The organism is Yersinia fenwicki, from assembly GCF_043099325.1.
Lineage (GTDB): Bacteria > Pseudomonadota > Gammaproteobacteria > Enterobacterales > Enterobacteriaceae > Yersinia.
Window position 1 is genome coordinate 226329 of sequence record NZ_CP170755.1, and the last position, 12933, is coordinate 239261.

The window sequence follows — 12933 nt, forward strand, 5'->3', positions numbered from 1 at the left end:
TAAGATCAATGAAAAAGGGCCACAGAATCTGGCCCTTACTTGAGATATCAGCGTTTTTTAAAAGCCGCCGCCAATGCGTCACTCATGGCGCTGTTGTTGCTGCTGGAATGGTTACCACCGGAATGACTGTCTGCTCGCCCTTTAGCGGGTGGGCGGCTATTGGATTCATTGCTATTACGCGGTCGACTGGCACCACGATTGTCATTATTGGTATTAGCACGGTTCTCAGCACCATTACCACGACGTGAACCGCTTTCACCTGGTTGCTCATCAAGGCGCATTGTCAGAGCAATACGTTTGCGCTGTAAATCCACCTCCATGACTTTAACTTTGACGATATCGCCGGCTTTCACCACCTTATGCGGGTCATCGACAAACTTATCTGCCAGTGAGGAGATATGCACCAAACCATCCTGATGAACGCCGATATCGACAAACGCACCAAAGTTAGTCACGTTAGTCACTGAGCCTTCGAGGATCATCCCCGGTGTCAGGTCATTCAGTGTTTCCACGCCTTCGGCAAATATCGCAGTTTTAAATTCAGGACGCGGATCTCGGCCCGGTTTTTCTAACTCGCGCAGGATATCTGTAACGGTCGGTACGCCAAATTTTTCGGTGGTGAAATCGCGGGCGTTGAGGCTACGCAATGCTGTGGCATTGCCCATTAAGTCCTGCAATGCTTGCTCGGTAGCTGCCAAAATACGCTCGACCACCGGATAGGTTTCTGGATGCACCGTTGAAGCATCCAGCGGGTTATCCCCGTGGTTAATTCGCAAGAAACCGGCGCACTGTTCGAAAGCTTTTGGCCCTAAGCGGCTGACCTTCAACAATTGCTCGCGGTTATGGAAGCGCCCATTTTCATCACGCCAGTTTACAATATTCTGCGCCATCATGCGGGTCAGGCCAGCCACGCGGGTCAGTAATGGTACTGACGCGGTGTTCAAGTCCACACCCACGACGTTTACGCAGTCTTCTACTACCGCATCCAGCTTTTTCGCCAATTGGCTTTGGCTGACGTCATGCTGATACTGACCAACCCCGATAGATTTCGGATCGATTTTAACCAGTTCAGCCAACGGATCTTGCAACCGGCGAGCAATAGAAACTGCGCCACGGATGGAAACATCCAGATCAGGGAATTCCAGCGCGGCCAGCTCTGAGGCCGAATACACCGAAGCACCAGCCTCACTGACAATGACTTTTTGCGCCGTCACCGCCGGATATTGCTGTTGCAGCTCGGTAAAGAAGCGCTCTGTTTCACGTGATGCGGTGCCGTTACCAATAGCCACCAATTCAACCTGATGCTTGATGCACAGGGCGGCCACCACGGCAGCGGCTTTAGCAGCCTGCCCGGTATGAGGATAGATGGTATCGAAGGCAACCAGCTTGCCAGTAGCATCAACCACCGCTACTTTCACCCCAGTACGCAGACCTGGATCGAGGCCCATAGTCGCTCGCATCCCCGCCGGAGCGGCCATCAGCAAATCTTGCATGTTACGAGCGAATACATTGATAGCTTCGTCTTCTGCCCGTTCACGTAGGGTGCTCATCAGCTCGGTTTCAAGATGCATCAGCACCTTAATACGCCATGTCCAGTTGACCACGGCTTTGCGCCAGCTGTCAGCCGGTGCATTATTCAGGCGCAAATCCAAATGGTTGATAATGATCTGCTCGCCCTGACTTTCACGAGGAGGTTCATCAAATTGTGGATCGGGGTTCAGCGCCAGTTGCAACACCCCTTCATTACGACCACGGAACATTGCCAGCGCGCGGTGAGAAGGGACTTGGGCGATAGGTTCGTGGTGATCGAAGTAATCGCGGAATTTGGCACCTTCCAGCTCTTTGCCTTCCACCACTTTTGATACCAAATGGGCGTTTTTCCACAAGTATTGGCGCACTTTTGCCAGCAACGTGGCATCTTCCGCAAAACGCTCCATCAGGATATAGCGCGCCCCATCCAGCGCCGCTTTGGTGTCTGCCACGCCTTTATCGGCGTCGACATAAGCGCGGGCGACCTGTTCCGGATCTTGCTGTGGGTCATTCCATAGGCTGTCTGCTAAGGGTTCCAGACCAGCTTCAATCGCAATCTGGCCGCGGGTGCGGCGCTTTTGCTTATAAGGAAGATATAAATCTTCCAGCTCAGTCTTACTCATCGTGCCGTTAATGGCACTGGCTAGCTGGTCGGTGAGCTTGCCCTGATCTTCGATTGATTTAAGAATGGTTTGGCGTCTGTCTTCAAGTTCGCGCAGATAACCCAAACGGCTTTCCAACTGGCGCAGCTGGGTATCATCCAACCCGCCGGTAACTTCCTTACGATACCGTGAAATAAAGGGCACGGTATTACCTTCATCCAGCAGGCTTATCGCGGCAATAACTTGCTCTGGTCGCGCCTGTATTTCGCTTGCAATAATGCTGCTCAGTTGTTCATTCATAAGTCTGATATCAATTTTGATAGTGAGTCGGAAAAACGGCAGAAGATAGTTATACGGATTGCCCGGATAAATTGCCAGTAGAGTGGTCGCCGAGCTTGAGCTAACGTGAACTTATCGGTAAAAGGTTAAGGTATAGTAGTGGCATTTCTGCCAAAGGAATAAGTGGATAACGGTATGGCGAAAAGTAACTATATTACCCGCGAAGGCTGGCAGGCACTGGATCGTGAGCTGCACTATCTATGGCGAGAAGAGCGGCCAGTAGTCACTCAGGCGGTGTCTGAAGCAGCGGCTATGGGTGATCGTTCGGAAAATGCCGAATATATCTATGGTAAGAAGCGCCTGCGGGAAATTGATCGTCGGGTACGCTTTCTGACCAAACGTCTTGAAGTGTTGAAAATTGTTGATCCCGATCCTCGCCAGGAAGGGAAAGTCTATTTTGGTGCTTGGGTGCGGGTCGAAAATGAATCAGGAGAACAGCGCATCTTTCGTTTGGTGGGGCCGGATGAGTTCGAACCGGCAAAAAAATGGATTTCAATCGATTCGCCGGTGGCCCGTGCCTTGATAGGTAAACAGGTCGATGATGAGGTGACGGTTCAAACACCAAATGGTGAGGCGAACTACTGGATTTTAGAGATTCGCTACCGCCCATTTGATGAAAGTGTTGATAATTAAGCCTGACAATAAGCTTTGTAACAATTTCGACTAGAATGTATACCATAAATAGTTGTCTGTTATACCCGTCATACTTCAAGCTGCATGTGTGTTGACTTCCTTCGTTCACCCCAGTCACTTACTCATGTAAGCTCCTGGGGACTCGCTCAGTTGTTGCCTTCCCGCAACTCGAATGATTTAGGGTATAGAGTGAGTTTTTCTAACAATGTGCAGATTCAGGCAATACGGCCTTTGGGAGTAATAAAATGCAAGAGAATCACAAGATTCTGGTCGTTGATGACGATATGCGCCTGCGCGCGCTATTGGAACGTTACCTGACAGAACAAGGTTTCCAGGTGCGCAGTGTTGCCAATGCGGAGCAGATGGATCGCTTGCTGACTCGTGAGTCTTTCCACCTGATGGTGCTCGACCTGATGTTACCGGGGGAAGATGGCCTGTCTATCTGCCGCCGCCTGCGCAGTCAAAGCAACCCAATGCCGATCATTATGGTGACGGCCAAGGGTGAAGAAGTTGACCGTATCGTCGGGCTGGAAATTGGTGCCGATGACTATATTCCAAAGCCATTTAACCCACGCGAACTGCTGGCTCGTATCCGCGCGGTGCTACGCCGTCAGGCCAACGAACTTCCAGGTGCCCCTTCACAAGAAGAAGCGGTGATTGCCTTTGGTAAGTTCAAACTGAACTTGGGTACCCGCGAGATGTTCCGTGAAGATGAACCTATGCCACTGACCAGCGGCGAGTTTGCGGTGCTGAAAGCTTTAGTCAGTCATCCACGGGAGCCATTATCTCGCGATAAACTGATGAATTTGGCTCGTGGCCGTGAATACAGTGCAATGGAACGCTCTATCGACGTACAGATTTCACGTTTGCGCCGCATGGTAGAAGAAGATCCAGCTCATCCACGCTATATCCAAACTGTATGGGGCTTGGGCTACGTATTTGTGCCGGACGGCAGTAAAGCATGAGGCGATGGCGCTTTTCTCCACGTAGCTCATTTGCCCGAACCTTATTACTGATTGTGACCTTGCTGTTTGTCAGCTTGGTCACGACGTATCTGGTGGTACTGAATTTCGCCATTTTGCCCAGTTTGCAGCAGTTTAATAAAGTATTGGCATATGAAGTCCGTATGCTGATGACTGATCGGCTGCAACTGGAAGATGGCACGCTACTTGAAGTCCCGCCAGCGTTTCGGCGTGAGATTTACCGTGAATTGGGGATTTCGCTTTATACCAATGCGGCGGCAGAGGAAAGTGGCCTGCGTTGGGCACAGCATTACAAGTTTCTTAGTGATCAAATGGCCCAGCAATTAGGTGGGCCAACCGATGTTCGGGTCGAAGTGAATAAAAACTCGCCCGTTGTCTGGCTGAAAACGTGGTTATCGCCAGATATTTGGGTGAGGGTGCCATTAACCGAGATCCATCAGGGCGATTTCTCGCCGCTGTTCCGTTATACCTTGGCCATCATGTTACTGGCAGTTGGCGGTGCCTGGCTGTTTATCCGTATTCAGAATCGACCCTTGGTTGAACTGGAACATGCGGCTTTGCAGGTCGGTAAGGGCATCATTCCGCCACCGCTGCGCGAATATGGTGCTTCTGAGGTCCGTTCGGTCACCCGGGCATTTAATCAAATGGCGGCTGGCGTGAAGTTGCTGGCTGATGACCGCACCTTGTTAATGGCGGGAGTCAGTCATGACTTGCGTACGCCATTGACCCGTATCCGTTTGGCGACAGAAATGATGAGTGAAGCCGACGGTTATTTGTCTGAGTCAATCAATAAGGACATTGAAGAGTGTAATGCCATTATCGAGCAGTTCATTGATTATCTGCGCACTGGGCAGGAGATGCCGACCGAATCGAGCGATCTTAATGCGGTATTGGGTGAAGTGATCGCTGCTGAAAGTGGCTATGAACGAGTGATTGAAACGGATTTGTGTGAAGGCGAGGTGATGGTAGATATTCATCCATTATCGATCAAGCGCGCCTTGGCAAATATGGTGGTGAATGCCGCTCGTTACGGAAATGGTTGGATAAAAGTGAGCAGTGGCACAGAGCTACAGCGGGCTTGGTTCCAGGTGGAAGATGATGGACCTGGTATTAAGCCGGAAGATTTGAAGCATTTGTTCCAGCCCTTTGTCCGTGGCGATAGCGCCCGCAGTACCAGTGGCACTGGGTTAGGGCTGGCCATTGTGCAGCGAATTATTGATGCACACGCCGGTTCGTTGGATATCGGTACCAGCGAGCGGGGTGGATTACGGATTCGGGCCTATATCCCGTTGCCGTTGGATGTTAAGGCTAAGCCACCAGTGGTGGTGTGATCAGATTTGGTTATTGGATATTAATTGTTCAGTGACTAGTGATTCGGTTCGGTTGTTAGAGCAACGGAGTTTACTTAGCCTCCGATGAACCAACCGCCAAGGGGGTTACAAGCGCGTAGCCCCCTTGGAACCCCTGCGCTTACGCACCTATCGCTTGCCCACTGCGTGGGTGCCCTCGACTCATCATTTCGCTGACGGCCCGGGCCGATTCGCATCCATGCTCAAGCGGCCCTCGCTCGGCATCCCTTCCTCGCGTCCTATCTTCATTCTTCACTCGGCGGCTCAAATGTGCTTTTAACATCAAAACCTAAAAACAGGGTTTTGAATTGGTTTTTGACGTTGAGCGCAATCAGGAATATTGCCGACAAGGAGTGAGGGTAGAGTGAGCGGGCATGGACGCCCGCGAAAAGCGCGCTTGAGCATGGATTGCGAATCGCGCTGGCTCGTCAGCCCGAAAGACGCAGGAGGGTTTACCCGCAGGGCAATATTTCGCGCAAGCGCGGGATTCCATAAGGGTGCGCGCCAGCACCCTTTGGCGGTTGAGGCTACGGAGATAAGCTAATCACTAAACTCATGACAACCGAACCCGATCACCGAACAACCACAACCACAACCCAACCTGATCACTAAACCACCAAACCAGATTTAATCCATTCTTGATTTGCGAAAAACAAAAAGGGACACAAATGTGCCCCTTTTGTCATCTTACAAAACCAAATCTAAATCAGATCTTTGGCCCTGCGCTAACCAACGCAGCCCCTGCTGGGGTATCGGTATACTTATCGAAGTTAGTGGTAAAACGCTTCGCTAAATCTTCGGCTTTCTCCTGCCACTGCGCAACATCCGCGTATGTATCGCGCGGGTCGAGGATTGCGGGGTCTACGCCTGGTAATGCCATCGGCACGGCCAGATCAAAGATTGGCAGAGTAAAGGTTTCAGCTTTATCAATTTCACCATTCAGAATGGCGTCAATGATAGCTCTGGTATCTTTGATGGAAATACGTTTGCCGGTGCCATTCCAACCGGTGTTGACCAGATAAGCTTGAGCGCCCACTGCTTGCATACGTTTAACCAATACTTCTGCATATTGTGTTGGATGCAGTGATAAGAATGCGGCACCAAAACAAGCAGAGAAGGTTGGTGTTGGCTCAGTGACACCGCGTTCAGTACCCGCCAGTTTGGCGGTAAAGCCAGATAGGAAGTGATACTGGGTTTGATTTGCCGTCAGGCGAGATACCGGCGGCAATACGCCAAAGGCATCGGCAGTCAGGAAAATAACCTTGGTGGCATGACCTGCTTTAGAGACTGGCTTAACGATATTTTCAATGTGGTAGATAGGATAAGAAACACGGGTGTTTTCAGTTTTGGAGCCGTCATTGAAATCAACAGTACCATCTGGCAGCACCACCACATTCTCCAGCAATGCATCACGTTTAATCGCATGATAAATATCGGGTTCTGCTTCTTCGGATAACTTGATGGTTTTGGCGTAGCAGCCACCTTCAAAGTTAAATACGCCGTCATCATCCCAGCCATGTTCATCATCGCCGATCAACTTGCGTTTCGGATCAGTGGACAGGGTAGTTTTACCGGTACCGGATAAGCCGAAGAAGATAGCCACATCGCCTTTTTCACCGACGTTAGCCGAGCAGTGCATGGAAGCAATCCCTTTCAGTGGCAACAGGTAGTTCATCATTGAGAACATACCTTTCTTCATTTCACCGCCATACCATGTGCCGCCAATCAGCTGCATACGTTCCGTCAGGTTAAAGGCCACAAAGTTCTCTGAATTCAGACCTTGCTCTTTCCAGTTCGGGTTAGTGCATTTAGCGCCATTCATGACGATAAAATCAGGCTCGAAATGGGCCAATTCTTCATCAGTTGGGCGGATAAACATGTTTTTAACGAAATGCGCTTGCCAGGCTACTTCAGTGACAAATCGCACTTGCAGACGAGTATCGGCATTAGCACCGCAGAATGTGTCAACAACAAACAGGCGCTTACCAGACAGTTGATTAGTGACCAACCCTTTCAGGTGAGTCCAGGTCTCTTGGCTTAGCGGCTTATTATCATTCTTACCTTTGCCCTGATCGGCCCACCACACGGTATCCTGGGTGATAGCATCACGGACTATATATTTATCTTTTGGTGAGCGGCCGGTAAAGATACCGGTATCTACCGCAATTGCTCCTGTTTTGGTGAGGGTTCCGCGCTCGTATCCTTCGAGTGTGGGTTTAGTCTCTTCCTGGAACAGTAAATCATAGCTTGGGTTGTAAACAATCTCGCTGACGTTATGGATGCCATAGGCGGCGAGCTCCTGCGGGGTAATTCCTTTAACACTCATGTCATAACTCCTGGATCGTCAATTTTCTACCAGCGATTGTAATTACTCATCTCCGATTAACAGCGATAGCGTTCAAATATTTCAATATATGGGCTACTTTTCGCTAGGTTATGAGAGATAGGACACGGATTGTCGCAAGTATGAAACGGCAGAAGAAATGGCTGGGCACGAGTCAGCACCCAACCAAGTATTACGAGAATTAATGAATTTGTTCTGATGAAGGGCTATTACCGCTTTTTAATGTAGCAATATCGACCGCATCAAACAGGTAGTGAGTGCCGCAATATTCACAATTCATATCAATATTGCCATCTTGCTCAAGCATTTCTTTGACGTCATCTTCGGATAGCGTTATTAATGCATCGGCACAACGTTCGCGAGAACAGGTACAGCGGAAACTGACATTTTGTGGCTCGTAAAGCGTCACTTCTTCCTGATGATATAAACGATACAGCACCTCATTGGCCGGCAGGGTGAATAATTCCTCAGCTTTGATGGTGGTAGTGAGCTGTGCGAGATGATCAAACTCATCTTCATTACGCTCCTGCGCGGGTAGAACTTGTAACAGCATACCGCCTGCTGCAGGTTTACCTTCCACATTACCGGTGCGGATAAACAGACGGGTAGGTAGCTGTTCTGACTGCATAAAGTAATTTTCCAGGCAGGCGGCGATAGTCTCACCTTCCAATGCCACTACGCCTTGATAGCGCTCACCCTGTGCAGGCGTGATGGTTATGACCAGATAGCCACTGTTGCCCATCATCTCTTTCAGCGTACTTTCATCACTGATTTCGCCTTTAAAGCGGGCGACACCGCGCATTTCTTGCTTATTATTGCCGTTAATCACTGCCAGTGAGAGTGGTCCTTCTCCACCTTGCAATTGCACCGTGATATCACCGTCAAATTTGAGGGTCGCGGTTAGTAGGCTGGTCGCGACCAACATTTCACCTAACAGTTTTTGTACCGCAGGAGGGTAGTCATGATTAGCGAGCATCTGCTGGTAGGTTTCATTGACTGAAACCAGTTCACCGCGCACAGCATGGTTAGCGAATAGGTAGCGCTGCAGTTGATCGTGATTCGATTGATCGTGATTAGACATAATTTTCTCTCTTTCTGGCTGCAAGCAGTTTACTCAGGCTCGCCTTGTTTAAATTTGATTAGATTGCGACGCTCTTTTTTATCCGGTCGCCGATCCGGATGTGGCATGGTCAGAGCATTGAGCTTACGTGCTTGTGCCACTTTCTCTCGGTTAGCAATGCTGACCTCAGTTTCTTCATACAATGCCTGCGCTTCACTTGCGCCTCTGCGCTGGTGGTGTAGCGCCAAGACCCGCACCGTGCGCTCATCGTTACCTTGGCGCAGACGAATTTCAGCATTGATTTCAACCAGCTTACTCGGTTTACCACGCTGGCCGTTGTAATGGACTTTGCCGCCATCCACCATTTCCCGCGCTATTGCTCTGGTTTTGTAAAACCGAGCCGCCCAAAGCCATTTATCTAGCCGAACCGATTCGTCCGAGACTGCTTTCTCTTTCATGAATACTCCCAGCCGTCATACTCATTTATTCCGACATTACTTGCGCAACGCTAATGCAGGCAATAGTTTACGGTAGTCATTGATTGCAGGGTGGCTGTGAAATGCTTTATCAGCGCAGCTGGAGTCAGGGTTTTCTATTCCCAGACAGTAGCGGATACCAAAGGTGCGCGCAGCATCCAGAATCTTCTCACTGTCATCGACAAATAAGGTTCTGGCAGGATTCAGCCCGGTATGCTGCGTGACAGCTTGCCACAGTCGTTGATCTTCCTTTGGATAACCAAATGTATGGGTAGAAAGTAATAAATCAAGGTGCTGGTCGAGAGCGGTGTGCTCAATTTTTACCGCCAGGCTGTGCGGATGGGCATTGGTAAGTAAAATGGTTCGTAAGCCGCGTTCACGTAAACTGGCTAAAAAGGGCTGTGTATCCTGGCGCAATCGCACGCGATTGCCCGCTTGAGTAGTCATCGCGTAGATATCCAAATCTAGCCGCTCGCTCCAATAATCGAAGCAATACCAATTTAGTGTGTGCTGCACTGCCAGATATTCATCATGGATAATTTTATGCGCCTGCTCCAGAGATATCTCCCGGCGTTGGCTGAGTGTTTCCGGTACCTGCTTGAGCCAGAAATGGCTGTCGAACTCTAAATCGAGCAGAGTGCCATCCATATCCAACAGCACGGTATCAATTTCTTGCCAATTCAATTCAGGGGGCATCGCGACTCCGCATTAGCTGTATTCACCCGTCATACTTCAAGCTACATGTGCGTTGGCTGCATTCATTACTCGGCCCGTCCATGGGCCTCGCCTCTTCGAGGCCGCTGCAAACAGCGTTCAAATCGGTTCCAGACCGATTTGTCACCCCAGTCACTTACTGATCGTTGACCTTAAAGTAAGTAGACTCTTGGGGATTAATGAGCCTCAAAGAGGCTCACCCTGCGGGCTAGCATAAATGCTGTTCAAATCGGTTTTCAACCGATTAGTCACTCGTTTGCCGCCTTCCTGCAACTCGAATTATTTAGGGCGTAAATAAGACTAATGATAAACGAAAAAGGGCTAACGTAGGAAAGGCGCTGGTGTGAGGGGGTGGTTGAAGCAATTATCATAGTAGCGTTGAATATTATCCATACGGCTGCGGTTTTTCAGGACGCGCCGAATAAATAAGGTGGTATTCACCACTAAACACACAATCAGAACCAGCAGCAGCAGGCTGGTACCCAAATAGCGACCGAGTGTCACGATATCCGGTTCACTGTGTAATGCAATGTGGCGAGTTCCATTGGCATCCGTGGTGATATTGGTAATGATACCTTCTGCCTTAAATGGGGTATTGAGTAGTAGCCCCGAGAGCCGTTGCAATTCGCGCCACTGCTCCAATGCACTGTAATCGAACAGAGGAACCGAGGGAGCTGGGTGATTGACTAACTGTTTACCCTCATCACTGGTAATCAGGAACCCACCCGGCGGAGGGCTGTTTAAGGCTTCTGTTGCCAGATGTGTTTCACGGTAAACAAATGATGAGGTTGCCGTCTTAACCAGATTTTCCAGCGTGTCGGCGCTGACTGGGCGTAACAGCACATTCATGCCTTTTAAGGTACCTGATTGTGCTCGTTTCACCAGCCCTGACCAATTCTTGGCATTACCCAAATTCACCAAAGCATTTTTCAGGCGAATGCAATCAGCATCACCACCGCATAATGCCTGTGTTTTTAAGACGATATCCGCAAAGTTATCCAGCAAAATCATACCGGATTTTTCAATAGCAGTTGCCAGTTGTGGGTTAACGTTAGCATCCGAACCTTGGGGATGTAGCTGTTGATTGACGGTAGCCACCAGTGATGCTGCCTTTTCAATGATCTCAGATTCAGGTTGCGGCAATGGTGCTGCGTTATTCCAATAGATACCGGAGCAATCAAAAGGTGTGAAAACAAAACTGTGCGAGTTTTGAGTGTTCGGCGGGACATAGCACATCCCCATTCCCTGCGCTTTCAGCATATCGCCAATACGGAGCGGCATTTTTTCTAATGCTTCAACGCTGGTCACCTGCTGGCTTTGTGCGCCTTGCAACCAGGCGACACTTAATTTTAGTGGCAGCCCCAGTGGCACATAAATCAGTAATAACGCCATCACCAACAGTGATCCGGCCATTAATGTCAGGTTTTTTCCCCAGCGTTGTAGGGGAAAGTGCTTCATTTCATCATGCAGGGATAAAAACGCCCCTTGACGTACAACCTGACGATTGAGATAGATATCAATATTGGTTTTTTTGCCCAAATCATGAGCAAAATAGGGCCCCCAATGTGCCGGGTAGATCAGGTCGACAATCCCGAGCGAGATATTATTCATCTGCCCCTGATTTGACGCACCGAACAGGCCCCAGCGCTTTGGTGTGCCGCTTAAGCAATGAACTTCCCGCAAATCTTTTTCAGATAGTGGGCGGAACATATTCCAGCATGCCCAGCCAGTCAGTGTTGCCGCCACAATAATAAGCCAGGGCAGCGTTACCGCAGGGCCAGTCAGTGCAAAGAACAGTAGCAGCAATGCCAAACAAATGGCCCCCGCTTCTTTCAAGCCGTTAGTGCCATGCAGGGCATATTCTTCCGGAGTTTCCTTGCGGATATTCAGTAGCTCAATATGCTCGCTATCCGCCTTGCGGATTGACGCGTTTTGCGCCACGGAAGATAAAATAGGCTGGTAAGTGTTCTCAGACTGATGATTTTTTAGCGTATGCCCGTTAAGAGAAATAACCAAAGGGATCGTTTGGGTTTGGATAAGTTCGACGTCATTATCCTGAGTAATATATTGTTCCCATGAGGCCGGTAGATGAACTTCAATAGAATCAAGATAATAGCGCCATTTATTTGGCTCGTCAGTTGCCACACCATAGCGAGTAATCGCGCGGGTTACCGCATAAACATTGTCACTTTGAGGTGTTAAAATCAGTTTCGTGTGCGAAGGTGCACTGTCTGTCAGGGTTAGGGTATCAAACGTTGACTGGGGTTTAAACCCGATTTTATCTTGTTGGTTTAGCAGGTAATTTTCAATGTGGACCCGCTCTTCCGGTGTCAGTTTTCGATGCGTGGGTTTCGCGAACGGCAGTGTTGCAGTTACGGGGATAGATCGGCGGAATCGGAACCACCACAGCAAACCTACTGCGATCAGACTGGTCAACAGTAAGGCCAATATTAAGACTATTGTGCTCATCCCATCCCCATCCGAGCGCCCCTGACTTACATCAACTCTATGAAATAATGCATCATACCCAACATGCGGCAAACTGCTTGTGCTTTGGCGGATTTCATTTACCGCCTTGCTGCAACTTGCATCATTTAGGGTACATATTACGCATAAACACAGTACAGAGGCATATAACAGCGTTATTCATCAAATAACCTAATACAAGTGCTCTTAAACTACCCGTAGACTGATAAGGATAGCAAGGCTAAAACATTGTTAATATCAGCATAATCCTATTTTCAAACACAAATTTTAACTAATGTTGCGCAGATATAGGATGATAATTAACCGGTTGAGTCTTGACTAAACTCGCCGCCATGTTAAAAACAGGTAAATTATATCTAACTGACATTGCGATAAAGGTTCTCATTAACGCACAATGTGATCAAGTTCTAATAAAA

Annotated in this window: 9 protein-coding genes; 3 read left to right on the forward strand and 6 right to left on the reverse strand. The window is 49.1% G+C overall.

Annotated features, from left to right (window positions below; genetic code table 11):
* Window positions 1-47: 47 nt before the first annotated feature.
* Complete coding sequence (locus ACF3VQ_RS00905; protein ID WP_392433036.1) at window positions 48-2432, reverse strand: Tex family protein; 2385 nt, start codon at window positions 2430-2432, stop codon at window positions 48-50.
* Window positions 2433-2606: 174 nt separating this feature from the next.
* Here ACF3VQ_RS00905 and greB point away from each other — a divergent pair, with 174 nt between their 5' ends.
* The 3 genes from greB (at window position 2607) to envZ (ending at window position 5418) form a co-directional block, all read left to right on the forward strand.
* Entirely contained in the window at window positions 2607-3104 is a 498-nt protein-coding gene (gene greB, locus ACF3VQ_RS00910; protein WP_392433037.1) for a transcription elongation factor GreB, read from the forward strand.
* Window positions 3105-3349: 245 nt separating this feature from the next.
* Window positions 3350-4069: a two-component system response regulator OmpR gene (gene ompR, locus ACF3VQ_RS00915; RefSeq protein ID WP_004709363.1), complete on the forward strand. Its 720-nt coding sequence runs from the start codon at window positions 3350-3352 to the stop codon at window positions 4067-4069.
* Entirely contained in the window at window positions 4066-5418 is a 1353-nt protein-coding gene (envZ, locus tag ACF3VQ_RS00920) for a two-component system sensor histidine kinase EnvZ (protein WP_392433038.1), read from the forward strand. Before ompR ends, envZ begins: the two co-directional genes overlap by 4 nt.
* Before the next feature lie 724 nt (window positions 5419-6142).
* Here the strand turns inward: envZ and pckA are convergent.
* From pckA to ACF3VQ_RS00945, 5 genes are all read right to left on the reverse strand, one after another.
* Complete coding sequence (gene pckA / locus ACF3VQ_RS00925) at window positions 6143-7762, reverse strand: phosphoenolpyruvate carboxykinase (ATP) (RefSeq protein ID WP_392433039.1); 1620 nt, start codon at window positions 7760-7762, stop codon at window positions 6143-6145.
* Window positions 7763-7961: 199 nt separating this feature from the next.
* Entirely contained in the window at window positions 7962-8861 is a 900-nt protein-coding gene (hslO, locus tag ACF3VQ_RS00930; RefSeq protein WP_392433040.1) for an Hsp33 family molecular chaperone HslO, read from the reverse strand.
* 29 nt (window positions 8862-8890) lie between these two features.
* Window positions 8891-9298: a ribosome-associated heat shock protein Hsp15 gene (gene hslR, locus ACF3VQ_RS00935; RefSeq protein ID WP_392433041.1), complete on the reverse strand. Its 408-nt coding sequence runs from the start codon at window positions 9296-9298 to the stop codon at window positions 8891-8893.
* Between the two features lie 36 nt (window positions 9299-9334).
* Window positions 9335-10012: a GMP/IMP nucleotidase gene (yrfG, locus tag ACF3VQ_RS00940; protein ID WP_392433042.1), complete on the reverse strand. Its 678-nt coding sequence runs from the start codon at window positions 10010-10012 to the stop codon at window positions 9335-9337.
* Between the two features lie 339 nt (window positions 10013-10351).
* Window positions 10352-12499, reverse strand: coding sequence for an intracellular growth attenuator family protein (locus ACF3VQ_RS00945; RefSeq protein ID WP_392433043.1), 2148 nt, complete (start codon window positions 12497-12499; stop codon window positions 10352-10354).
* Between the last annotated feature and the right edge of the window lie 434 nt (window positions 12500-12933).

Coding starts and splice junctions, on each gene's coding strand:
- ACF3VQ_RS00905 (WP_392433036.1), bottom strand. CDS start 2,432: ATGAATGAACAACTGAGCAGCATTATTGCAAGCGAAATACAGGCGCGA.
- envZ (WP_392433038.1), top strand. CDS start 4,066: ATGAGGCGATGGCGCTTTTCTCCACGTAGCTCATTTGCCCGAACCTTA.
- ompR (WP_004709363.1), top strand. CDS start 3,350: ATGCAAGAGAATCACAAGATTCTGGTCGTTGATGACGATATGCGCCTG.
- greB (WP_392433037.1), top strand. CDS start 2,607: ATGGCGAAAAGTAACTATATTACCCGCGAAGGCTGGCAGGCACTGGAT.
- pckA (WP_392433039.1), bottom strand. CDS start 7,762: ATGAGTGTTAAAGGAATTACCCCGCAGGAGCTCGCCGCCTATGGCATC.
- ACF3VQ_RS00945 (WP_392433043.1), bottom strand. CDS start 12,499: ATGAGCACAATAGTCTTAATATTGGCCTTACTGTTGACCAGTCTGATC.
- hslR (WP_392433041.1), bottom strand. CDS start 9,298: ATGAAAGAGAAAGCAGTCTCGGACGAATCGGTTCGGCTAGATAAATGG.
- yrfG (WP_392433042.1), bottom strand. CDS start 10,012: ATGCCCCCTGAATTGAATTGGCAAGAAATTGATACCGTGCTGTTGGAT.
- hslO (WP_392433040.1), bottom strand. CDS start 8,861: ATGTCTAATCACGATCAATCGAATCACGATCAACTGCAGCGCTACCTA.